This window comes from Caulobacter sp. 602-1 (assembly GCF_003931565.1).
GTDB lineage: Bacteria > Pseudomonadota > Alphaproteobacteria > Caulobacterales > Caulobacteraceae > Caulobacter.
In genome coordinates this window covers 229,091-251,722 of record NZ_RRYI01000004.1, presented here as the reverse complement: position 1 = coordinate 251,722, position 22,632 = coordinate 229,091, and the positions used below count along the sequence as shown (strand labels likewise).

Here is a 22,632-nt window from a genome sequence, read left to right as displayed (position 1 = left end):
GCTTCCATGTCCTTCCGCCTTACGCTCCTGAGCACCGCCGCCCTGCTGTTGGCCGCCCCCGCACTGGCCGAAACCACGGCCTCCGCGCCACCGCCCGCCGCCCCCTCCGCCGCCGTCGAGGACGCCTCCAGCGCACGCGACGGCGTGTCCTTCACGGTCGGCGAGGTGCTGATCACCGCCGCCGGCGCGGCCGGCTCGGCCAAGTCGCTGCTCACCTCGGTCGACCGCCTTGGCGGCGACGTCGCCCAGGCCGCCAATGTCGACTACGCCTGGGAGCTGATCGGCAAGATGCCTGGCGTCCTCGTCACCGACTTCAACCAGGGGACAACCAGCGGCAAGTTCTCGTTCCGGGGCTTCAACGGCGAGGGCGAGATCAATGCGGTCAAGCTGCTGATCGACGGCGTTCCGTCGAACGGCAACGACGGCAACATGCCCTATCTCGACATGGTGTTCCCGCTGGACATCGCCGGAGTCGAGGTGGTGCGCGGCACCAGCGATCCGCGTTACGGCCTGCACGCCATCGCCGGCTCGACCAATATCCTGACCCGCGTCGGCGGAACCTACCTGGACGCCAAGGTCCTGGCCGGCGCCTACGCCACCTATGACGGCCAGGTTTCGGCTGGCTACGAGCGCGGCGACATCAGCCAGAACTACCTGGTGGCCTATCGCCAGTCGGACGGCTATCGCGACCATGCCGCCCTGGACCGAGTGAGCCTGGCGGGTAAGTGGTTCTATCAGCCCAACGACGCCCTGCGCGCGGGCGTCATCGCCCGCTACTACAAGGGCAACGCCGACGAGCCGGGTTACCTGACCGAGACCCAGGCGGTCGCCGCGCCGCGCTCGACCAACGACTACAACCGCACCGACGGCGATACGCGGAAGATGGGCCAGTACAGCCTGCACCTCGACTGGACGCCGACGAGCGCCCTTTCATGGTCGAACTCGCTGTACCTGAACACGCTGCGCGACGACCGCTATGTGAAGTACTCCGCAGGCGCCAGCCAGCAGCGCCGCTACGCCGACGAAGAGCACTGGGGCGCGATGACCGCGCTGCGCTACGAGCCCCAGGTCGCGGCCCTGTCGCGCCTGGTCTTCGAGGTCGGCGGCGACGTGCAGCGGCAGGACAACATCTCGCTGCGCTACAACACCATCGAGCGCGTCGTGACGTCCCAGACCCGCGACCAGAAATTCAACCTGACGGTGGGCGGCGTCTATGTTCAGAGCGTCATCGAGCCGACCTCCTGGCTGACCCTGACGCCGGCCTGGCGGATCGACTGGGTCGACGGCCAGTTCCTCAACCGCCTGACCGGCAAGGCCTCGCCGGTGAACGACTACGGCGCCATCCAGCAGCCGAAGTTCAGCCTGGCCCTGCGCCCGGCCGAAGGCGTCACCGTCTACGGCAACTGGGGCAAGAGCTTCCAGATCGGTGTCGGCTCCGGCGCCTATCTGATCCCGCCACGCACCACGGACCTCGATCCCTCGATCAACGAGGGCTGGGAGGCTGGCGCCCGCTACGCGCCGACCGACGCCTTCACCACCCGCCTGTCGGTCTGGGGCCAGACGGCGACCGGCGAGCTCAAGCGCAAGCTGAATGATCCCGGCGGCGACTTCGACAACCTCGGCGCCACCAAGCGCGAGGGCGTGGACCTGCAGGTCGACGCCAAGCTGACGCCGCGCCTGGCGATCTGGGGCGCGGCCGCCTGGCAGCGCGCGCGCATCCGTACGCCCGATCCCGCCACGCCCAACCTGGCCGGCAAGAAGATCGACCACGTTCCGGAACGGATGTTCTCCGGCGGCGTGGACTTCAAGGCGTCCCAGCGCCTGACCCTGTCGGCCTCCGCCTCGGGCCAGAGCGCCTATGAGCTGACGACCAGCAACGACCATGGACGCTACGGCGACTACGTGTCGGTCGACCTGGACGCAGCCTATCAGGTCAATGCTCGGCTGGAGCTGCGCCTGCAGGTCAAGAACCTGGCGGACGCCAGCCGCGAATACGTCTGGTGGGATGGCGCCCAGACCCTGCATAGCCCAGGCGAGGGCCGCGCGGCCTATGTCTCGGCCCGCGTCCGGTACTGAACGTGACGTCGCGCGCGCCGATCTCCGTTCGCGCGCTCGCGCGGCAGGTCCATCTCTGGCTGGGCCTGTCGCTCGGCGTCCTGTTCGCCGTGGTCGGGCTAACCGGTTCGATCCTGGTGGTCTACACCGCGCTCGATGACGCGCTGCATCCCGAGATCAGCTTGTCAGGCGCAGCCGCCCCCCCTTGCTGGGAGCATGTCCTCCAGACGGCGCGGGCGACCTATCCCGACAAGAAGGGGCCCTGGCGTTTCGAGGTCACCGGCCGCGGTGGCGACATCCCCGCCCGCTACTACGCGCCGCCCGAGCGCGCGGGCCGCGCCTTCGCCCCGATGATGGTGTGGTTCTCGGCCGACGGAGCGCGGGTGCTGCGCAAGGACTATTGGGGCGAGTACGCCGTCACCTGGATCTACGACCTGCACCACAGGCTGCTGGTGGGAGAAGTCGGCGCCAGGATCCTGGGGTGGTCCGGGATCGCGATGTTGGTTTTGCTGCTGAGCGGTCTCGTGGCGTGGTGGCCGCGTCCGGGCACGCTGGGCAAGGCGCTACGGATCAAGCGCAACGCCTCGCCGATCCGCCGGCTGTACGACGCCCACAAGCTGGTGGGGTTGGCCTCGATGGGGCTTCTGGTGCTGCTGACGGCGACGGGCGTCCTGCTGGCCATGCCCAAGGACTGCTTGATGATGCTGAGGCCCGTCCTCGGCTCGGCGTCGCCGTCGCCGAAGATCGCCCAGTCGGTCGCCTTCAGGCCAGAGGCGCGGATCAGCGTGGATCGCGCCGTTGCGATCGCGCACGGGGCGCTCCCTTGCGCCGACCTCGTCTGGATCGAGACGCCCGCCGTCGATCATGGGACCTACCGCCTGAGGATGCGGCAGAACGGCGACCCGAGCCCCCGCTTCCCGCACAGCTTCGTATGGGTGTCCCCCGACAGCGGCCGCGTGCTCGCGATCACCGACGCGCGCCAGGCCAATCCCCATGACCGGGTGCTCAACTGGATCCATCCGCTGCACGACGGATCAGCCGGCGGCTTGCCGGGAAGGGTGCTAGCCTTGATCGTCGGCCTAGCGCCAGGCCAGCTTCTGCTGGTTGGCGTCGTGCGTTGGCGGCGACGCCAACAACGGTGATTGATCGGCCTGCGCGCAAAGCAATCCGCCTTCTCGGGGCTTCTCAAACGCAAACAACTGAAGGCCTGAGAGGATTTCATTCCAGGTGGAAAGGCGGCCATATTGGCATGGCGGCGCGGTCAGAACCTCACATCGTCAGAAGCTGAGGGAAACCGACCTAGGGGCCGCTGTTACAGAGGGGCATCGTCATCGGCTTCTGCGCGCCAGGAGCCGCCGTTAGCTTGCCTCCAGGAATACGACATTCATGAGCTAGGCGTGCCGAGAGACTTCGTATGCGACCGCTTGTGCGGGCAAATTCCGCGGCACTCCGTCTCACTGGCGCCGCTTTCAAGGTGGCGCGCATGATGCCCTTCGGTTTAGCCCGGCAATCTTGCAATTCCAGCGGGAATATCACTAACTTCAGCCTGGTTTCGGGGCAGGCGGCGTGTCATCGATCTCGATCAAGCCGCCGGCCGGCGGCGTGACCACATTCACCTCGATGGCCCCATAACCGCCTTATCATTGGACGCAAGCCAGTGCCGCTGAATCGCCACCCCGCGCCAACCATCTACCAGTTGCGTGAGGCCCTGCGGCAGCGTTTGACGCGCCATCTACCTGAACGCAGCATACCTATGGCCCCGAGCGGCGACACCGTGCTCTCGGACGAAGCCATGCTTCGCCTGCTGAGCGGCGCGACACTGCACCACGAGGGCGATCTCTCCGTTTTCGAGGCCGCCTATCAGGCAGCTCAGACCAAGACCTCTCTTCCGTTCAAACAGGTGATCGCCGGCGGATGGATACGAATTATAGGGTCTCGCGTATGGGCGTCGTCATCCCTGGCGCGCTCTATCGAGGACTCGACTGACCCGGCGCTTGCGACCCTCGGGTCGGTGATCCGCACCCGTTACAAAATGACGTGGTCGTTCGATCCAGCGCTTAAAAATGACCCCGCGCTGAGCGAGGTAATCGACGGGCTGGAAGGCGGGGCGCTGAGCTTACGCGACCTGCGCTGCCAGAGGCCCGAGTGGGTCGCGGCGCGACTTTGGGAAATAGCGTCTGGTCCCGACAGGCTCGAACAGTGGCGCGATCGCTGGCGCGTGCTGCAAGCGCCCGAGGTGATCCCGCATCTCTGCTGGAATAGCGCCGACGCCGAAACCTTTCGCGATCTCGCGCGCGCTTACTTGGCGCAGGCTACGGCCGCCGACTGGCCGACATTCCACGCTGAGCTTTCCCAAACGATAGCCCTGCACGCTCGGGGATCGGGCCAGGGCAGAACGCTGCCGCCCGTGCCCAACACCTTGGTTGAGCGAGCCCGTTGGCTGGGCGACCCGCCGATGGACGACCTGCTCGTTGAGAGCGTGATCGATGGGCCGCTATACGATTTCGTTCGCCTTCTTCTGGACGATCTCGCCAGTGAGCCATTCAACGGCCCTCATCGCGACGCCGGCTGGAAACTGATCGAGCAAGCCGTCGAGCACCCCACGCTGCTGGTGCTGGTGCTTTGGCACGTGAACCGTCATCCGATCCTGCTAGCCGACCTGATCGTTCATTCGAAAACGGCTCCCTTGGCCGCTTGGCTCGTGGTCACGCGACGGGAGGACAATCCAGGCGGCTGGGCCCGCAAGTCCTACGAGGAGGATGAACGATCGGGCAAGATCGCGATCTTCTCCGACTGCGCTGAGACGCTGGCCCGTCAGCTCGCCGCCGCGAAGCCGCCGCAGAATGGGGCAAGCGAAATCGCGGATCTGATGGCGGCCCTGCACCGCCCGACCCGCCGTGAGGTTGTGCAAAACCTCGTGGCGCCATCGCCCTATCTCCCGATCCTGCGCGAAGCCTTACAAGGCCAGGCCGCCGAGACCCTCTCGGCAATGCTCAACCATTTGATCCAGGCGCTTGTCGTCCCCGGCTCGGCGCCATGGATCTTGGATGCGGCGCTGGACCTCCTGTCTATTGGTCCGGCCGCGGTGCTGGATGACGCGAGCGCGCTTATTCGCGCCTATGCTTTGGCGCTGAAGCCTGACGATCTGACGATCTCGACACGCCGTCTGACGCCGCGTGCTTGCGCCGCCCTCGATCAAGCCAGCAAGGCGGACAAAGCCACACGGGCGCTCTTCCTCAAACCGCTTGATTTGAAAGCCCTTATGCATGGCCGCTCTCAGAGCCCGCTATGGTTAGAGTCTCAAGCCGCGCGTGCGCTGCGTGCGCACATTCGCGTGCTTTGTCGGGCGATCGCGGGCGTTCCGAAACCTGCTTCGCCAGACCTGATCAAAGCCCTGCAACAAGCCATCGATAGCGGGCGCGACTACAATCCGGTGCTTGGCCGGATAAGGGCATTCTCCCCCCATCTCGAGACCAGTTCGCCGTTCGGACCGGACGATCAACCCTTGGCCAAGGATCTGTCGATGGTCCTTAATGTGCTGGCGCCGCCGGATCGAGACGACATCCTCGCCGCCATCCTTAGGGTCGAGGAGCCCTATGTCCTCGCTCAACTTTCGACCCTCGTTCCACCAGGGCAGAAGTCGCCGATAATTAAACGCATCGAACAGATCGAACCCGACGCCATCGGCGAGGAAGGGTTTGACGGCGACCATGCGCGGATCGAAGCGCTCGTCTCGGCTGGGCTGGCCACACAGGCCGAGGACTTTCTGAACCATTCCAAGGCGGGGCGTCGCCGTAGTCGCTCAGCGACCTTGCTTCAGGACTTCAAGGTGGAGGTCCGTCTTGCCTGGGTGCGGCGCGATCCCACGGCGTTGGCGGCGCTGCGGCCTCCTGAAGGGCTAAAACCGTTCGAAGTCAACGAAGCCGAGGACAGCCTCTCGTTCCATAAGGCCCTGCTTGCCTATGATCAGCCCAACAAGGCTGAAATGGGAGAAGCCGAGCGCCTCTTCGGCAACCTGGCCAGGCAACGTCCGCATATCCCCGTCTATCGACTTAACCATCTGGCTAGCCGAATTAGCCTGTTACTCGGGACGGACCTTTTTGAGCGGTTAGGCGAGGAAAGTGTCGGTGAGGCGCGAGCGCTCATCGATGAGTCCAAAGCTCTGGATGATGTCGTCGGCCCGTCAGTTCGCGAGACCATGGTCGAGAACCTGGCCCTTCTGCAATTAGCCGTCGGTGAGGCCGGGGATGCGATCCAAACCCTTGATCGTAACGACGCGATCGCCTCGTCCCCGCGGCAACTGGCCTATCGGGCCGTGGCGATGAACCGCCTCGGCAACGGTCGACAAGCTTTGGCGATGATCGAAGCGGGACGTCAGACTCATGCGAGCGATCCTGCCCTGGCTGCTGCGCTCGAGCATATCAACACCAATGCTCGCTACGACGCGGCTGCAACCTTCATCTTCAACGAAGACCAGATTGGACCGGTGAAGGCTGCACTGAACGATTTCCGCGTCTCGGGTGTCGAGCGGCAAGCCAAGATCCTCGGTCGCAGGACCTCGGGCGAATTGGTTCGGGATTATCTCTCGCACGGCGCGGCGAGTCTTGTTGGCCTGCGTTCGGCGCTCCGCTACTTTGGCCTTCCCAACTGGGAAGACAACGTCAGCGTAATCCTTCGGGAGCTGTTGCAGACTCGCGTTCACGACCTTGGCTGGCAAGTCGGCGACCAATCTAAAGGTGGCTTCTCGGCGGCCGGTAATATGGGCGAGCGGGATCTAACGATCCGCTATGCGACAACCGACGTAGCCGTCGTCGAGGCTATCGTTTGTCGCGCGCCGGTGACCAATTCCGCTCAGGTGCAGCTGTTGCGCGGTCACTTCCAGAAGCTGGTCGGCTATTCGACCTGCCGCGTTTTCGCGCACCTTACATACGCGATCGTTCCCGACATCGGTTCGATCGTGACGACCCTAGAAGACATCGCTCGCTCCCACGCCCCACCCAGATTCACCTATCAGGGCCACCAACGCCTTCCCCTTGAAGGCAACCAGCCCCCAGGCTTCATCGCGCGCTACTTGCGCGATGAAGAAGAGGTTGAGGTCACCTTCATGGTGCTCGACCTCAACCAAGAGATCCAGAAGACCGCAGCCGCCATCGCCGGCGGCAAGCCGACCGCCAAAGGTGCTCCGCGCAAGCCTCCCGGTGCAGTAAAAAAGCCTAGCCCTAAGGAGAGAGCCACCAAAAAAGTCTAACCGTTTCTCTTAAGACATGGAGCCGGCGACGCAATCTGCCGCGTTAGGTCTTTCGAAGCCAAACCGCTCCGCGCCATTTGCTGACGTTGTCCCACCTCCAGGAAGACGACATTCAGCACTGAGATCGTGAAGGCGATGACGACCCTTTCTCCCGACGCAGGGGTCTCACACATGAATCAAGGACTAGCCCTGGGCTCGGTAGAGCCTAAAGGCGGCACGACCGATAGCGCTTCACACGGCGTCGCAGCGGTTGAGGCAGGTCAAAACCTTCACGCCGTTCTTGGGACACGCTTCAGCCCAGCCTTGAGAGAGGGTTGTCATGCTCACGCACGCCGTTGCCGCCGTCCTTTTCGTCAGCGCCCAGTCCCTCCCTGCGTCACCGCCGATCACCCCGGTGGACGTTGAGACTAGGCTGAACGGCGTCGAGGTTGCCTGCACGGGCATTGGCCTGGAAGCGCGCTCGGACCCCCGTTGGAAAAGCTACGGCGTGCGGGTTGAGCTCGCTAATTCGCGCAGCGAATACCTCACTGGCGGCACGGTCACGGTGCGGGACGCCTCCGGCCGAGCGGTGCTTAGCGCTCAGTGCGATGCGCCGTGGCTGCTGTTGCGGCTGTCGCCAGGCCGGTACTCGGTCGAAGCGACCATGCCGGACGCCGCCCCTCGCTCTTCAGCGTTCATCGCGCCGCGGACAGGACAGCTTCGGGTGGTGCTCCAGTTCAAGGACTTGTAGTCGATCCATTGGGCGCCACGTCGCTGACAAGCAGCGGACCAGAACGCAGTCTCTGGGTTTGGCGTCGATGGCGCAATTGAACATGGCGAGCTCGCGCACACGCCCGTTCGCCTTGAGCTGCTTCCGCTTCCCCAGATATATCTCGGCTTGAACGGGCCCGATGATGCGGCCGTTGTTCCAAGGTCGTTTCGGCGATGGGACGAGGTCAATTTCGCGCCACGTTCGCCTCCCGCGAATTGGCTACTGCCCTCATCTCATCTTACCGCGTTCAATATCTCTCGCTGCGGAGCCTTAAAGCGATCGTCGTCCAGCTGCCGCTGACCAACGCCGTCGTCAGGACGACGACCAGAAGCAGCGGGTCCGGAGTCGCCACCTTGAAGACCGCGGCGAGCGGCGGGAGGCTGACGATCGCCGCCAGAAGCGCGGTGATCGTCAGCGCGATGGTCCAGAACGCGCGCCGATGCGGCGCCAGCAGCTTGCCCGACGCCGCGGCGTCGGCCAGGGCCAGGATCAAGTTGGCCAGCACGAGGGTCCCGAAGGCCGCGCCCCGCGCCTGCGCCTCCGTATGGCCGTGCAAGGCCCAGACATAGACGCCGAGCACCGCGGCGAGCACCACCAGACCTTGCAACAGGGCCTGGCCGACCTGGGCCGGGCCGAACAGCGGCTCGTCGGGGCGGCGGGGCGGCCGCTTCATCGCCAGGGCGTCGCTGGGCTCGGCCTCGAAGACCAGGGCGCAGATCGGGTCGATGGCCAGTTCCATCAGGACGACGTGCATCGGAAACAGCAAAGGCGGCAAGCCCAGCAGGATCGGCGCGAGCGCCAGACCGGCGATCGGCACGTGGATGGCGGTCACATAGGTGAGGGCGCGCCGCAGGTTGGTGAAGATCCGCCGTCCCAGACGCACGCCGCCGACGATGGAGGCGAAGCTGTCGTCGAGCAGCACGAGATCGGCCGCCTCGCGCGCGACGTCCGTTCCCTTCTTGCCCATGGCGACGCCGATGTGGGCCGCCTCCAGGGCCGGGGCGTCGTTCACCCCGTCTCCGGTCATGGCGACCACCTCGCCGTCGGCCTTCAGCGCCTCGACCAGGCGCAGCTTCTGGGCGGGGGCGACCCGGGCGAACACCCGGACGCTGCGCAGGCGCTCGCAGAGCGTCGCGAAGGGCAGGTTCTCGATCTCGGACCCGAGCAGGACTCCCGCCGAGACATCCAGTCCCGCGGCCCTGGCCGTCGCCAGGGCCGTCGCCGGGTGATCGCCGGTGATCATGATGACGGCCACGCCCGCCGCCCGCGCCTCGGCCAGGGCCGCCGGGACATCCCGACGCAAGGGATCGACGAAGCCGATCAGCCCCGCGAACGCGAAGACTTCGGATCTGGGATCGTCGGCGAAATCGCCGTCGACGCGGGCCGAGGCGACGCCCAGCACGCGCAGTCCCTGCCGCGCAAAGTCCTCGACCACGGCGTGAAGCCGGGCGATCTCGGCAGCGGGCAGCCGGCAGAGCTCGAAGATCGCCTCCGGCGCGCCCTTGGCTGCGGCGATCCGTTGCTCGCCGGCGCCGCGCCAGACCTGAACCACGGCCAGCAGGTCGGGACGCAGGGGCCAGGCCCGTTCCGGTTCGACGCCCGTGACCTCCCCGTCCGCGACGGCATGGGCCGAGAGATGGCGGACGGCCCGGTCCATCGGATCGATCGGCCGCACGGCCGAGGCCAGGGCGGCGCGTTCCAGCAGCGCGCCCGCGGGGCCGTCGATCGGGCGTCCCTCCTCGACCAGAATATCCCCGGCTTCGGTCCACAGGCGGGCGACCCGCATCTGGTTCTCGGTCAGGGTTCCGGTCTTGTCGACACAGAGCACCGTGGTGCCGCCCAGGGTTTCGATGACCGCGCTTCGGCGGGTGAGCACGTGATGGGTGGCCAGCCGCCAGGCGCCGAGCGCCAGGAAGACGGCCAGCACCATGGGAAACTCTTCCGGAATCAAGGAGATCGCCACCGTGATCCCGGCCAGAACGCCGCCCACCCAGTCGTCGCGCAACCAGCCATAGGCCGCGGCGACCAGAACGCAGAACCCTATGGCCAATGCCCCCAGCCAACCGACGAGGTGTCCGGCGGTCTTCTGAAGCGGCGTCGGTTGATGCTCAATCGCGGCCAAGGACGCGCCGATCTGGCCGAGCGCCGAGCGCGGGCCCGTCCGGGTGATCCGCGCGACGCCCTGGCCACGGACGACGAGCGTGCCGGCGAAGAGATCCGGCGCGCCATCGACCCCGGGCGCCGGATTGTCCGGAGGCTCGCTGTCTATCGCCGGGGGCTTGATTACCGGGGCGGACTCGCCAGTCAGGGCGGACTCGTCGACGGCGAGAACTTCGCCGGCGATCAGCCGGGCGTCGGCCGGCAGGCGCTCGCCCTCGCCGATCAGCAGCAGGTCGTCGGGGACCAGATCACGGGCCGCAATCTGGCGTTCCTCGCCGCTCCGGAGCACCCGGGCCAAGGGCTGGGACAGATCACGCAGGGCGCTCAGGGCATGCTCGCTGCGGGCCTCCTGCATGACGACCAGACCGACCGAGGCCAGGGCTCCGGCGGTCAGAAAGAGCCCCTCGCCCAGGTCACCGAGCGCCAGGTAAACGATCGCCGCCCCTACCAGCAGCAGGAACATCGGCTCGCGCAACGTCTCACCGATGATGCGAAAGAAGCTGCGCTCCCGCATACGCGGCAGTTCGTTGGGCCCCACGGCGGCGAGGCGCGCGGCCGCCTCCGCTTCGTCCAGGCCGCTCACCAGCTCAACCGTCATGGCGCAACATCCCCGAACGACAGAAGCTTAGTGCGCCAGGAACAGCGGAACCTTGGGATCGCGCAACATGTGTTGCGTGGCCCCGCCCAGAATGAACTCGCGCGCCCGCGATCGACCATAGGCGCCCATGATCAGGAGATCGCAGGCTGCCTTGGCAAGGTAGGCGTCCAGGCTTTCGCCGATGGGTGCGTCGCGTCCGTCAACCTCGTCGATGGCCGCATCGATACCGTGGGCCTGCAGGTGGCGGGCGGCCTCGGCGGCGAGACCCGCCACGGCGGCGGGCTTTTCGTTGACCACCGCGAGCACCCGAACCGTCTCGGCCCGGGCAAGGATCGGCAGCGCGTCGGCCAAAGCCCGCGCCGCGCACCGGCCGCCATCCCAGGCGACGACCGCGGGGCCGAGCTTGGTCGCCGGCAAGTATCCCGGACGATACAAGAGGACGGGCCGTCCGGAGTCGAAGACCACGCTGGTCGCCACCTCGGTCTGGCCGTCCAGCGGCTTGCCGAGCGGCGTCATGCAGAGGTCGCGCGTGCGGGCGCGCAGGGCTACGTGCTCGGCCACGGCATAGTAGTCCGCACGTTCCAGCGGAGCCTGTCCGAACACGCCGGCCCCTTCGGCCGCCGCGGTGAAGGCCGCCAGGCTGGCGCGCCCATTGACCAGACTTCGGGCCTGCTCGTCGTCCGCCATGCTGCTCAGGCCGATGAGGTAGTCGGCGATGCGATTGCTGTGGATCGGAAAGCTCACGCCGACGGCGAGACCCGAAACCTTGCCGCCGATCAGCCGCACGAACCCGACGGCCTCCTCGATCGCTTCGGGCGGCGTCGGATCGGGATAGGTGTCGATCTGAAGCAGGATGTCGCTGAGGCTCATCTACGAGACGCTTCCAATCGGGTTCGTGGAATTAGCAATGGGCTAGCGTGCACCCGCCTTGATGCTCATCAATCCTAGGCGCTCGGAAGCGCCTAGTTCGCTCGAGGTTTGAGGCGGACGCCCTCGCGGACCTGGTCGGACGGGAACAGGATGACTCGTTCCCGCGCGCGCAGACCCTTGAGGATCTCGGCCTCGCGGTCGGTCATCACCCCGACGTCCACGGACGTCAGACGCGCCCGGCCCCCATCGGCCTTGAACACAGCCCAACCGTCGCCGTGACGCACCAGGGCGCCGAGGGGGACCTTGAGCGCGCTGGGCTGGCGTCGCAGGAACACCCTGCCCCACAGGCGGTAGCCGGGGCCGAGCCTGGCCCAGCCCGCCGGGTCGCCGCTCATCTGCAGGAAGACGAGAACCCTTTGCTCCTCGACGCCGAGCGCCGAGACCTTGGTGAAGCCCTGCGGCTCGATGCGGCGAACGACGGCGGGCAGCGCCGGACCGCCCCAGTCGAACACGTCCGCGGCCATGCCCTCGCGGACCTTCACCGCATCTTGGGAGAGGAACTCGATCGCCGCCTCCAGCCCGCCCTTGTCGCTGACCTCGACCAGCGGCGCGCCGACGGCGACGGTGCGCTCGCTCTCCTGCAGCACTCGGGTGACATAGCCGGAGGCCGGGGCGCTGACCGCAACCGCACCATAGCCTTCTTTCTCGGGTCCGATCAGGGCCGCCCGCGCAACGCTGAGTTGGGAACGGCGCACGCCAAGTTCGGCCTCGGCGGCGCGGACGCCGGCGCGCGCGGCGCGCGCCTTGTTCTCGGCGGTCTCCAGAGCCTGGGGTGAGGCGAAACCCTTGGCGGCCAATTCACGCTGGCGGGCGAGATCGCCTTCGAGCTGCCGGGCGCCGGCGGCCAACTGGTCCAGTTGCGCGCGGGTGCTGGCGACGGCCGCCGTCGCGGCCGCGACGCTCGCCTCGGCCTGGGCCCGGGTCCTGGGATCGAGCAGCTCGGCCCCGGACGGCAGAATGCGCGCGATGGTGGTCACGCTCTTTTCGACCCGGTCGCCGACATGCAGGTCCAGGCGCTGCAGCCGCCCCGAAACCGGGGCCGAGACGACATAAGCCTCCCGCACGCGCGCATAGCCCTGATCGGCGACGCTGTCGGCGATGGGTCCCATGGTGACCGGAGCGACCGTCACCGATACGGAGCGCGGCGCGACCCAGACGGCAACGACGGCCGCCACCACGGCCAGCAAGACCACCACCAGCGCCAAACGAGGCCAAGCTATCTTGCCCATCTCTACTCCCGCGTTTTCAGAACGGCCACGAGGTCGAGCGCCCAGACTCGGCGGGCGACCAGGCCGCAGGCGACGACCACGATCGCCAGGTAGACGGCGACCGCCATCGCGTAGCTGTCGGCGTTGATGACGGCCGGCAGGCGAAGCTCCTCGCGCGAATAGGCCGCGACCAGTCCGCGCGCCAGCGCCTGGCCCCCTAGCGCCCCGATCGGAATGGCCAGGAGGCTCAGGATGATCAATTCGCCGACCAGGACATAGGCGCAGGTTACCGGCCCGAAGCCGAGCACCTGCAAGGTCGCCAGGTCGCGCCCGCGTTCGGAAAGGGCGATGCGACAGGTGTTGTAGGCCACGCCGAACGCGATCGCTCCGGCGAAGCCGAGATAGAAGATGATCGCGGTCCGAAACGATTGCGCCATCACCAGGCGCCAGCTGGCCACGGTGTCGTCGCGAGACGAGGCGCCGACGATCTGGGGCGTTTGCTCGATGGCGCGATAGAAGTCCGGCCGGGCGTCGGCCGCGACCAGCAGATCCGCGCCGCTGGCCAGGTTCCCCTCGCCCATCACCCTATTGAGGGCCGCACGGTTCATATAGGCGGTCAGCCCGCTGTAATCCCGGGCCAGGCCGGTGATGGGCAACAGGACGCGTGGGCCGGAACCGTCGAGGATCTCCGTCCAAACGGCGTCGCCGGGCCCCAGGCCAAGGCGGGTGGCCAGGGCCTCGCTGAGCACCAGGCCGCGTCCTTCGAACGGCACGCGCCGCCCGGCCGCGTCGAGGGGACGATGGAGGTCGGATGTTGGCTCGAGCCCGAGGATGCGGACAGTCTCCTGCTGGCCGCCGGCCTTCAGGCGAGCAGCCACGACGCGGGTCGGCTCGGCGGCATAGACGCCGGGTCCTCGGGCCGCGTCGCGGACGGCGCCCGCGTCCCTCGGCTCGACGAAGCTGATGGCGTCGCTCCAGCGCTGGACCCGGTAGTAGGTCGCATCGACGACCTGATCGATGCCGTCGAACAGGAACTGCGTCCCAACCAGCAAGGCCAGGCTGGCGGCCAGGCCGCTGGCCGTCAGCAGGGCTCGCCCCGGAAAGCGCTCCAGGCTGCGCACGATCATGCGGCTGCCCTGGTCGAACGCCTCTCCTGCCGTCAAGCGGTCGAGCGGGGTGACGGCGTAGGCGGCGGGTCTTGGCGGCTGCATGGCTACGGTCGGCGACACGGCCACCACGCGACGGACGGCCGCCAGCGAGCCGACCCCGGCCGCCGCCACGGCGACCCCGGAAGCCGTCAGGAAGGCGGTCCAGTGGAATTGGATGTTCAACACGGGAAACCGGAAGAAGGCCCGGTAAATGTCGACCATGGCGGCCCCGAGCGCCCCGCCGGCCACCCCGCCCGCCAAGGCTCCGGCCAAGCCGATCGCGGCCGCCATTCGCAGATAGACCCAGGCCACGTCCCGGTCGCGGTAGCCGAAAGCCTTGAGTAAACCGATCTGCTCTCGCTCGGCGTCCACCAGGCGGCTGACGACCAGATGCACGAGACTGGCGGCGACGATCAGGAAGACTGGCGGCAGGATCGAGGCCGAGGTGGACAGCTCCTTCAGCTCCGCGTCCAGGAAGGCGTGCGAGGGCTGGTCGGCGCGGGCGTAGGCGGCGCGCCCGCCGTAGGGTGCGAGCAAGCGATCGACCTCCGCCAATACGGCCGGTAGGGACGCGCCCGACGCCAGGATCAGGCTCGCGGAATTGAACGCCCCGCTCATCCCGCCCGCGCGTTCGACCGTCCGGCGCGGCGCCCACATCACCCCTTGGTGAGCGTCGTCGGGCATGAAGGACTCGGAAGACGGCACGTAGACATATTCGGGCGACAAGACCGCCCCAACGATGATCAGGTTGATCTCGCGGCCATTGATGGTGGCCTTCAGGGGCTCGCCCAGTCGCACCCCAGCGGCGTCCATGAAGGTCTTGAGCGCCACCGCCTCGCCCATCCGCGTCGGATCCGGCATGCGGCCTTGCACCAGACGAACCTGGTTCAGGCTCCGCTCCGGATCGTCCGGCAGGGAAATCAGCCTCGCCGTCGCCGGGCGTTGGAGACCGGGCACGTCCATCAGGCCTGACTGAACGATCCGGGCGTCGGCGGCGACCACCCCATCAATGGCGGCCAGGTCACGCGCGCGGGAGATCGGCGCGCGCTTGGCGCTGGCGAAGACGTCGGCGAAACGTGTCCCGGCGTAGAACGCCTGCTGGGCCTCGGCCAGGGCGCGCTGGGCCGAAAACGCCATCACTGCGACAGCGACGCCGCAGGCGATCAGCAGCGCGATGGCCGCCACTTGCCAGCGCATGCGCCAAAGATCGCGCAGCAGCTTGCGGTCTAGCGGGGCGGGTCTCACCAGCGCATCTCCCGCGGCGGGGTCCGGCGCGCGTTGGTCGCGATCTCGGTAATCTGGCCATCGCGAAAGCGGATGACCCGGTCGGCCATCGCGGCGATGGACGCGTTATGCGACACGATCAGCGTCGTTGCGCCGACGTCCCCGGCCACCTCGGCAATGGCTTCGAGCACCTGGACGCCGCTCTCGCTGTCGAGCGAGCCGGTCGGCTCGTCGCAGAGCAGCAGCGCCGGCCTTTTGGCGATAGCTCGCGCCACCGCCACGCGCTGTTGCTGGCCGCCGGAAAGCTGGGCGGGGAAGTGGTCCATGCGGTCGGCCAGACCGACGCGCGCCAAGGCTTCTTCCGGGCTCATCGGATCGCTGGCGATTTCGGTGATCAGGGCGACGTTCTCCCGCGCCGTCAGGCTGGGGACGAGATTGAAGAACTGGAAGATGAAGCCGACGCTCTCGCGTCGATAACGGGTCAGGGCCGCGGCGCTGGCGCCAGCGAGTTCGGCCTCGCCGAACCGGACCGAACCGGAAGTGGCGTGGTCGAGGCCGCCGAGGATGTTGAGGAGCGTCGACTTTCCCGAGCCCGAAGGTCCCAGCAGCACCAGCGTCTCGCCGGGCGCGACCACCAGATCAACGCCCCGCAGCGCGTGAACGTCGCCGGCCCCTGTCGGATAGACCTTGCACAGGCCGCTGATCCGGAAAGCCGATCCCGACGGCGGCGACGGATCGTTGACGGACATGGCCGACCCTCCCCGATCCACCGCCTGACGCCATCTTCTGGGGGAGAATGGCCTGGGCCTTGATCCTCCGCAATTCCTCGCCTTGTTGCCGGCTAGGCGTCGACGAACAGCTCCGCCAACGCGATGGCGTTTGTCGGATGTTCAATGGAGTCGGTCGAGACGATCAGCTCGGTCACCGCCTGGAGTCGCGTCAGGGCGTCCTCGCCGAACACCGCGTGGACGACCACGCAGACCGGCGGGGTAAAACCTTGAAGCTTGAGCGCTTCGGCCGCGGCCGCCAGGGTGCGCCCGGAGGCGGCGATGTCGTCGATCAACACCGCCCGGCGCCCGCGATGCACCGCCAGGTCGGGCAATTCCACGCGGACCTCGCGGTCGCCGAGCCTTTGCTTGGCGAGTACGACATAGGGCGCGCCGACGCGTTGGGCGACGGCGGCGACCCATTGCCGGCTTTCGATGTCGGGACCGACGATCAGAGGCGCTGGGACCCTGGCCCTGATCCAGGCCGCCAGCAGAGGCGCGGCATGCAACGTTCGGCAGGGTATGGCGTAGAGGCTCTCCAAGTCGGCATAGCGATGGAGATGGGGATCGACAGTGACGATCCGGTCGACGACGCCGCCGAGCAACCGCGCGAAGGTTCTGGACGTGACTGCCTCGCCCGGCAGGAAGCGCGTGTCCTGGCGCAGGTAGCCGAGATAGGGGGCGATCAAATTGACCTGCGTCGCGCCCAGGTCGCGCAGGGCGTCGGCGGCGAAGGCCAGACGCAGGAACGCCGCGTCTGGACGGGCCAGGGTGCAGACCAGGTCCACAACCCGCCCGGCGACATCGGCCTCGATCCGAACATAGCTTTCGCCGTCGACGAACTGCCGGGTCCGCAAGGCGCCGACAATGCCGCCCCCTACTCTTGCGAGGCGCTCGGCGAACCCTTCGTTGTCGGGGAGCGGCAGAAGAAGGCGCATCTCAGGCCTCCAGGCTGACATAGTCGGTGTTGGCCGCCGCGAACTCCAGCGCGTAGGCCAGCTCTCCGGCCGCTTCGGCGTGGACCGTCACTAGCGGTTCGCCGGCCTCGATTTCGTCACCCAGCCGGCAGTGGAGCTCAAGCCCCGCGGCCTTGGCGTCGGGGGCGCCGGCGAGCTTGGCGAGCCTGGCCAGGGTGCGGTTGTTGATCTGCGTCACCCTCCCTGAGCACGTCGCCAGCAGCGGAGCGCTGAAGGCCGAGCGCGGCGGCATGCGCATTCCGCCCTGTGCTTCGCAGATGCGCTGGAACTTCGCCCAGGCGCGGCCGTCGGCAAGGACCTGCCCGGCCAGGGCTTCCCCCTGGCCGGGCGGCGTATGGCCCGCGAGTTCCAGGGCCGCGCCGGCCAGCTGGCAGGCTCGGCGCCGCAGATCGAGCGGGGCGCCGGGATCGCCCTGCAGCACTGCCAGGACGTCGCGCGCTTCCAGGGCCGGGCCGACGCCCCGGCCGACCGGCTGGGCGCCGTCGGTCAGGAGGGATCGGACCTGGAGTCCGCATTGTTCGCCCACCGTCCCCAGCCGGTCGGCCAGGGCGGCGGCCGCGTCGTCCGAGCGAACCTTGGCGGTTGGCCCCACGGGAATGTCGATCACGACATGGGTCGATCCGGCGGCGAGCTTCTTGGAGATCACGGAGGCGACCAGTTGGCCTTCGGTGTCGATGTCGAGTACGCGCTCGACCCGGATCAGAATGTCGTCGGCCGGGCTCAGATCCACCGCCCCACCCCAGGCCAGGCAACCGCCCTCAGCCTTCACCACGCGACGCATGGCCGCCGCGTCAAGGTCGACGCGGGTGAGGGTCTCCATGACATCCGCCGTGCCCGCCGGCGATGTTATCGCCCGCGAGGAGGTCTTGGGAATGGTCAGCCCGCAGGCGGCGATGATCGCCACCACGATGGGCGTGGTGCGATTGCCCGGCAGCCCCCCGACCGAATGCTTGTCGATGACTAGGGGGGCGTCCCAGGCAAGGCGGCTGCCGGTCTCGACCATCGCCCTGGTCAGGCCGACCACTTCGGCGACGTCCAGCGGCGGGGTTGAGCAGGCGGTCAGGAAGGCGGCCAGGTGCGCTTCGGTGTAGCGTCCGGCCACGACGTCGCCGATGATCGCCGACATCGCCGGCCCGTCGAGCCGTTTGCCGAAGATCCGTCGCCGGACGCTCGACATCGAAGCCAGCGCTGGCGGATGGCGGACCAGGACCTCGTCGCCGTCGGAGACCCCCAGTCGCAGCCAGGCCGCTTCGGAAAGCCCGGCCTCGTGTTCGCCGAGGAAATCGCCCTCGATCTGGTACAGCGTGGCCATGACTTCGCGGCGGCCGGCGACCAGCAGCACCTGGGCGCGGGGCGACAAGCCCTCGGAACGGCAGACGTGGCAGTCGGTGCGCATCAGCACGACCGCCTCGTCCTGGGTGAACAGGCCAAGGCGGCGCGCCATCACGGTGGGAGGCGCATCGACCGACAGGTCATGGGTCATCGCATCGGCTCGCGAACATCACGCCAGCGCCCTGTGCGACGTCGAGCCTCGTCCCGCGCCTCCTGGTCTACCTCCTGCTCGGTGGCCGGGGCGACGACGGGATCGATCATCAGGTCCTCGAGAAACAGACAAGCCAGGCCAGCGCGGGAGTTAACACCGGACTTTTCATAGACCCGCGCCAACTGCGCGCGCACCGTGCTGGCGGCCGAGCCTCGCAGGCGAGCGATCTGGGCGACCTCGATGCCCTTGAGGGCGAAAATCGCGACGTCCGCTTCGGCGGGCGTCAGGCGATCTCCGCTGCGGAAGGCGGACTTGGCCATCACGATTCCTTGGCGCGCTCGCCCCCGTCTATCATCGCCGTGACGACCTGACGACCGCTGCGCCGCACCTCGAAGACGACGCCAGCCAGATGCAGCGCGGCCAGGACGAGGAGAAGATTGGCCGCGATCTCGTGGATTTCCTCGGCCGGGCCTTCGCCTTCCCCGCGCTCACCGCCCTCGCCGGTCGCCTGATGGCTGCCTTCCTCTCGGACTTCGGCGTCCTGAGCTTCAGCCTCGGGTCCCTCGGCCTCCCGCGTCGCGACCGTGTGTGTGGCGCCTGTCGGGGCGGCCTCGTGATGAACCTTCGGCGGGAAGCCGGTCATGGCCACACCGCTGGCGATGACGATCGCCATCGTCGCCCAAAGCGCGTAGACCATCAAAGCCCCGAGCGGATTGTGCGAGCGATGGCGGGTATGGCGACCATGGCGAATGTCGCCGATATGGCTCAGGGCGCCGCGCAGGCTGGGCGGAAACGACGAGAAGCGCGCCTCTGCCGGGCCGATCAGCCCCCACACCCATCGCAGGATGAGCAGTCCGGCCAAGGCCAAGCCGATCCAGATGTGCGCCTGCGAGCCGCCTTCAGTGATCAGCCGATTGACGACGATCGCCGCGGCGATAGCCCAGTGGGTGATCCGGACGATCGGATCCCAGCGACGCGGCTTGGTGACGACTCCGTTCATGGCTCTTTCCCAGGCTGGCGGGAAGGCTCCGATCGACGGGCCGTCCCGAACAAGTTCATTTCGCGCCGCCACAAGAGCGTCGCCTGACCCTGGCGACCATTGACGTTACGCTGATCCCACCGATCGTAAGCGTTTGCTGATCCGGGGCGCGGCGGCTCCCGATGGCTTGTCGATGGGCCGACGCCGGGCGCTGCGAGACGGCGGGTCGCCTCTGCAGCGGGCCCCGGCCGCATCCTTTTTGCTCTCGAGGCCGGGATCGGAGCCCCCGGTCCGACGGACGAGCGCCTCTGTGTCGTGGGTTCATCAACGGTCGTCGCCCCCTGATCGCGACGCATCGCCGGCCTTTCCGGGCGCTGCCCGCACCGCCCAGCCCTGTCGACCAGATGTGTCCGGCGGGCCGGGGAGATGGCGGCGGTCCTTGACCAGGCGCCAGCTTTCGCCCGCATGCGCCGGATCGCCGAGCCGGCAGGCCGACACGACGGCGCTCCACCACCCAAGCCGCCCCGGTCTGATCGGCCGCAGGCGCCCCGGCCCGTTGAGCGCCTCGATCGCGCCGATGAGCCTACGGTGCTCGGACAGGGCCGCAGCGAGCCTCGCTTCGGGAACGCCGAGATAGTGCGCCAGGAGAACATCTCGCAACTGGGCGATCTCGCGCCGCGTTCTCGGATCGCACGCCTCGAGCGCGACCTCGCACTCGGTGTCGAATCCCTCGGCGCGATTGTTGAGGTTCGCCGAGCCAATTCGGGCCACACGATCATCGAACAGGCTGACCTTGGAGTGCACGACGATCGGCCGTCCCTGGGCCGTCCTCGGCGCATAGGCGCGGAAGCGGTCATGCCTGTCCGCCGCAATCAGCCGTCGGACCAGCGGCGCGCGAGCCGGATCCATGGTGAGACGGTCGAACCAGCTCGGGGCCCGCCCGGTGAGAACCAGGATCACCTCGGGCCCTTCGGGCTCGGCCAGCCGCCGCGCCAGCGCGTCGGTCAGCAGATGCGAGGTGAAATACTGGTTCTCCAGATAGATCATCTCCCGCGCATCTGCGATGCAGGCCAAGTGCAACCGAAGGATCTCGTCGACCAGCGGCCGCCCGCGGTAGGCTGGTTCCGTCCGGGCTATGGCGACCGGCGTGTCCGACAGGTGGGGCGACTGGGCCCTGGGCCAGTTGGCCCCGCTTTGGTCGGGGACGAAGTCGTCGCCCCAGGCGCGCGCCCATCGGGTCCTGAAGAGATCGGCCAGCACCGCCGCCGCCCTGCCCTCGACCAGCACCATCACGTCGTGCCGCGGCGCGTGGCGAGCCCTGTGCGGGAGGATCCGGCGCGGATCGTCGTCGCGATGCCCGACCGTGTCCCAGCGGTTCACGGTGATATCGGCGCCGCCGCAGAAGGCGATCTCGCCATCGACGACCACGACCTTCTGGTGGTGGCATGCGCCGAACGGGACCTCGCCATCCTCGCGATACCGAACCGGCGTGTCGCGGAACGCCTTGCGCGCCCTGTGCTCCAGCATCGTGTGGCTGCCGTTGACCGAGAGTGTCGACTTCCAGATCAGTACGCGGACGTCGAGCGACGGGTTGGCTTTGGCGAGGCGAATGAGCACCTGCCCGATCTCGTCGGGGTCGCTTGACCCCTCGTGGCCGTCGGGCGCCAGCCGCGTACGCGGGTCAAAGGCCCATCCCAGGATCCAGATCGACTGCGTGGCCCGTTCGAGCGCCTCCAGCAGGGCGGCGTAGTACGCCTGGGCGTCGATCAGGAAGGCCAGCCGCCGGGCCGTCTCCACGCGCCAGCAGGTTTCGCCCGGGCGGAGGAGCGTCATAACCGGTTCACCAGCTCCTCCCACGGCTCCAGCCGCACCGCCGGGGCCTGCCAGAAGCCTTCGCCCATGGCAGCGGCGCAGCCGGCCTCGAAGGTGGACTTCATGGCCTCGGTGTCGAAGTCGAGCATCGCGCCGTTGGCTGTCGCGGCCGGTGTGTCGGGGATCGAAGCGACGCTCAGGGGGATGTTGTTGCCGATGCAGAAGGCGGTCGCGACATTCAACGCCTGCCGATAGGAAACCCGCAGCATGGTGTCGAAGCTACGGATGAGAACGGCGGCCAGGCTTGGAGAGGTCGTGCGGGGCGAGGGGTCGATCACCGTGTTGACGAGCACGTAGACACGTCCCCGCCGCAATCGCCGTCCGACCCTGCGCCACCGCAACAAGGCTTCGGGTAGCACGAACAGCGGAGCGGTGACGCCGCCGTCGACGTGCAGCTCGTCGAAGGCCTGGCCGTCTGCTTCGCAACGGATCAGGCGCGGCGGAAACAGGCCCGGCAGGCTGGCGGAGGCAGCGAGGATCAACCGGAACATCTCCACGGCTGAAGGGCCGCCTCGGCACGCGATCTCGCCCATATCCCAGATGGCGGGCGTCTGGCTGTCGAGATCGGTCGTGGCGATCAATAGGCGTCGACCGCGGCGATGCTCGGCGGCGATCGCGTCGAGCATCGGTTCGTCGATGAACGGGGCGATGAGGCCGTCAAGGCTCTCGGCGGCCAGCAGACCGCCCTGGAACACGCCCGCGAGCGCCGTCCACCGGAACTGCTCGGCGGCGCGTCCGCCGGTATAGGCCTCCTTCAGCCGATCATCCCACGCGGCGCCCAGGAAGGCGAAGGGCGCGATCAGGGCCCCCGTGCTGACTCCGGTCACGATATCGAACCGGGGACGACTTCCCGCCAAACCCAGGCCCAGGAGGACTCCGGCGCCGTATGCGCCGCCCGCAGCGCCGCCGGAGATCGCCAGAACGTTGAATTGCTCCCCGCCGTGCGGACGGGGCAGGGCCAGACGCTCGGCGGCGGCCTCGAGTGAAGCTTCCGCCTCCTCGAAGCTCAGCCGCACGCCGGCGAAGCCGGAGGGCTGGGCCTTCGACGATAGCGGCGCGGGCAAGCGGCGGGACCAGAATTCGTCGAAAGCCCAGTCAAACTTGTGATCCGACACCACAGCCTCGGCAAAAGGACGTTCAGCAGGTCCGTCTGTTCGGACCGGGTCCATCACGCACGAGCTTTGGCGCGCGCGGCTTGATCGAGGTCAAACTGAGGTACTAGGACAAGCGCG

15 protein-coding genes and 1 pseudogene are annotated in these 22,632 nt (G+C 67.8%); 4 read left to right on the top strand and 12 right to left on the bottom strand.

Annotated elements, in window-relative coordinates; all coding sequences use genetic code 11:
* Positions 1 to 6 precede the first annotated feature (6 nt).
* The 4 genes from EIK80_RS13745 (at position 7) to EIK80_RS13730 (ending at position 8,033) form a co-directional block, all read left to right on the top strand.
* Positions 7 to 2,076: a TonB-dependent receptor gene (locus EIK80_RS13745; protein ID WP_125157568.1), complete on the top strand. Its 2,070-nt coding sequence runs from the start codon at positions 7 to 9 to the stop codon at positions 2,074 to 2,076.
* A 2-nt stretch (positions 2,077 to 2,078) separates the two neighbouring features.
* Positions 2,079 to 3,197: a PepSY domain-containing protein gene (locus EIK80_RS13740; protein WP_125157567.1), complete on the top strand. Its 1,119-nt coding sequence runs from the start codon at positions 2,079 to 2,081 to the stop codon at positions 3,195 to 3,197.
* Between the two features lie 515 nt (positions 3,198 to 3,712).
* Complete coding sequence (locus tag EIK80_RS13735) at positions 3,713 to 7,303, top strand: hypothetical protein (RefSeq protein WP_125157566.1); 3,591 nt, start codon at positions 3,713 to 3,715, stop codon at positions 7,301 to 7,303.
* 319 nt (positions 7,304 to 7,622) lie between these two features.
* A complete protein-coding gene (locus EIK80_RS13730; RefSeq protein ID WP_125157565.1) occupies positions 7,623 to 8,033 on the top strand; it encodes a hypothetical protein in 411 nt (136 codons plus the stop codon).
* A gap of 1 nt (position 8,034) precedes the next feature.
* Here EIK80_RS13730 and EIK80_RS27035 read toward each other — a convergent pair.
* From EIK80_RS27035 to EIK80_RS13670, 12 genes and pseudogenes are all read right to left on the bottom strand, one after another.
* Positions 8,035 to 8,243: pseudogene (locus EIK80_RS27035) on the bottom strand (integrase); the annotation flags it as partial.
* 58 nt (positions 8,244 to 8,301) lie between these two features.
* Positions 8,302 to 10,812 (bottom strand): cation-translocating P-type ATPase, encoded by a 2,511-nt coding sequence (locus EIK80_RS13720; protein ID WP_125157564.1) that lies wholly within the window; start codon positions 10,810 to 10,812, stop codon positions 8,302 to 8,304.
* A 27-nt stretch (positions 10,813 to 10,839) separates the two neighbouring features.
* Positions 10,840 to 11,682 (bottom strand): universal stress protein, encoded by an 843-nt coding sequence (locus EIK80_RS13715; protein ID WP_125157563.1) that lies wholly within the window; start codon positions 11,680 to 11,682, stop codon positions 10,840 to 10,842.
* Positions 11,683 to 11,774: 92 nt separating this feature from the next.
* The gene (locus tag EIK80_RS13710) at positions 11,775 to 12,971 is read right to left on the bottom strand and encodes an efflux RND transporter periplasmic adaptor subunit (RefSeq protein WP_125157562.1); all 1,197 of its coding nucleotides are present in this window, start codon (positions 12,969 to 12,971) and stop codon (positions 11,775 to 11,777) included.
* Between the two features lie 2 nt (positions 12,972 to 12,973).
* On the bottom strand, positions 12,974 to 15,343 hold the full coding sequence (locus tag EIK80_RS13705; protein WP_125157561.1) for an FtsX-like permease family protein: 2,370 nt from the start codon (positions 15,341 to 15,343) through the stop codon (positions 12,974 to 12,976).
* Entirely contained in the window at positions 15,340 to 16,071 is a 732-nt protein-coding gene (locus tag EIK80_RS13700) for an ABC transporter ATP-binding protein (RefSeq protein WP_125157560.1), read from the bottom strand. The genes EIK80_RS13705 and EIK80_RS13700 overlap by 4 nt, the downstream gene beginning before the upstream one ends.
* A gap of 92 nt (positions 16,072 to 16,163) precedes the next feature.
* Entirely contained in the window at positions 16,164 to 17,027 is an 864-nt protein-coding gene (locus EIK80_RS13695; protein WP_125157559.1) for a ribose-phosphate diphosphokinase, read from the bottom strand.
* Position 17,028: 1 nt separating this feature from the next.
* Positions 17,029 to 18,549 (bottom strand): thymidine phosphorylase family protein, encoded by a 1,521-nt coding sequence (locus EIK80_RS13690; RefSeq protein WP_125157558.1) that lies wholly within the window; start codon positions 18,547 to 18,549, stop codon positions 17,029 to 17,031.
* A complete protein-coding gene (locus tag EIK80_RS13685) occupies positions 18,546 to 18,869 on the bottom strand; it encodes a LuxR C-terminal-related transcriptional regulator (RefSeq protein ID WP_125157557.1) in 324 nt (107 codons plus the stop codon). The genes EIK80_RS13690 and EIK80_RS13685 overlap by 4 nt, the downstream gene beginning before the upstream one ends.
* Positions 18,869 to 19,549 carry a cytochrome b/b6 domain-containing protein gene (locus EIK80_RS13680; protein WP_125157556.1) on the bottom strand — a complete coding sequence of 227 codons (681 nt, stop codon included), beginning with the start codon at positions 19,547 to 19,549 and terminating at the stop codon, positions 18,869 to 18,871. The genes EIK80_RS13685 and EIK80_RS13680 overlap by 1 nt, the downstream gene beginning before the upstream one ends.
* 303 nt (positions 19,550 to 19,852) lie before the next feature.
* Positions 19,853 to 21,361, bottom strand: coding sequence for a phospholipase D-like domain-containing protein (locus tag EIK80_RS13675; RefSeq protein ID WP_125157555.1), 1,509 nt, complete (start codon positions 21,359 to 21,361; stop codon positions 19,853 to 19,855).
* Positions 21,358 to 22,569: a patatin-like phospholipase family protein gene (locus tag EIK80_RS13670; RefSeq protein ID WP_125157906.1), complete on the bottom strand. Its 1,212-nt coding sequence runs from the start codon at positions 22,567 to 22,569 to the stop codon at positions 21,358 to 21,360. Before EIK80_RS13670 ends, EIK80_RS13675 begins: the two co-directional genes overlap by 4 nt.
* Between the last annotated feature and the right edge of the window lie 63 nt (positions 22,570 to 22,632).

Excerpts from the sequence above, each read along its gene's own strand:
- EIK80_RS13670 (WP_125157906.1), bottom strand. The coding sequence starts at position 22,569 with ATGGACCCGGTCCGAACAGACGGACCTGCTGAACGTCCTTTTGCCGAG.
- EIK80_RS13680 (WP_125157556.1), bottom strand. The coding sequence starts at position 19,549 with ATGAACGGAGTCGTCACCAAGCCGCGTCGCTGGGATCCGATCGTCCGG.
- EIK80_RS13720 (WP_125157564.1), bottom strand. The coding sequence starts at position 10,812 with ATGACGGTTGAGCTGGTGAGCGGCCTGGACGAAGCGGAGGCGGCCGCG.
- EIK80_RS13695 (WP_125157559.1), bottom strand. The coding sequence starts at position 17,027 with ATGCGCCTTCTTCTGCCGCTCCCCGACAACGAAGGGTTCGCCGAGCGC.
- EIK80_RS13700 (WP_125157560.1), bottom strand. The coding sequence starts at position 16,071 with ATGTCCGTCAACGATCCGTCGCCGCCGTCGGGATCGGCTTTCCGGATC.
- EIK80_RS13745 (WP_125157568.1), top strand. The coding sequence starts at position 7 with ATGTCCTTCCGCCTTACGCTCCTGAGCACCGCCGCCCTGCTGTTGGCC.
- EIK80_RS13730 (WP_125157565.1), top strand. The coding sequence starts at position 7,623 with ATGCTCACGCACGCCGTTGCCGCCGTCCTTTTCGTCAGCGCCCAGTCC.
- EIK80_RS13710 (WP_125157562.1), bottom strand. The coding sequence starts at position 12,971 with ATGGGCAAGATAGCTTGGCCTCGTTTGGCGCTGGTGGTGGTCTTGCTG.
- EIK80_RS13675 (WP_125157555.1), bottom strand. The coding sequence starts at position 21,361 with ATGACGCTCCTCCGCCCGGGCGAAACCTGCTGGCGCGTGGAGACGGCC.
- EIK80_RS13690 (WP_125157558.1), bottom strand. The coding sequence starts at position 18,549 with ATGACCCATGACCTGTCGGTCGATGCGCCTCCCACCGTGATGGCGCGC.
- EIK80_RS13715 (WP_125157563.1), bottom strand. The coding sequence starts at position 11,682 with ATGAGCCTCAGCGACATCCTGCTTCAGATCGACACCTATCCCGATCCG.
- EIK80_RS13685 (WP_125157557.1), bottom strand. The coding sequence starts at position 18,869 with ATGGCCAAGTCCGCCTTCCGCAGCGGAGATCGCCTGACGCCCGCCGAA.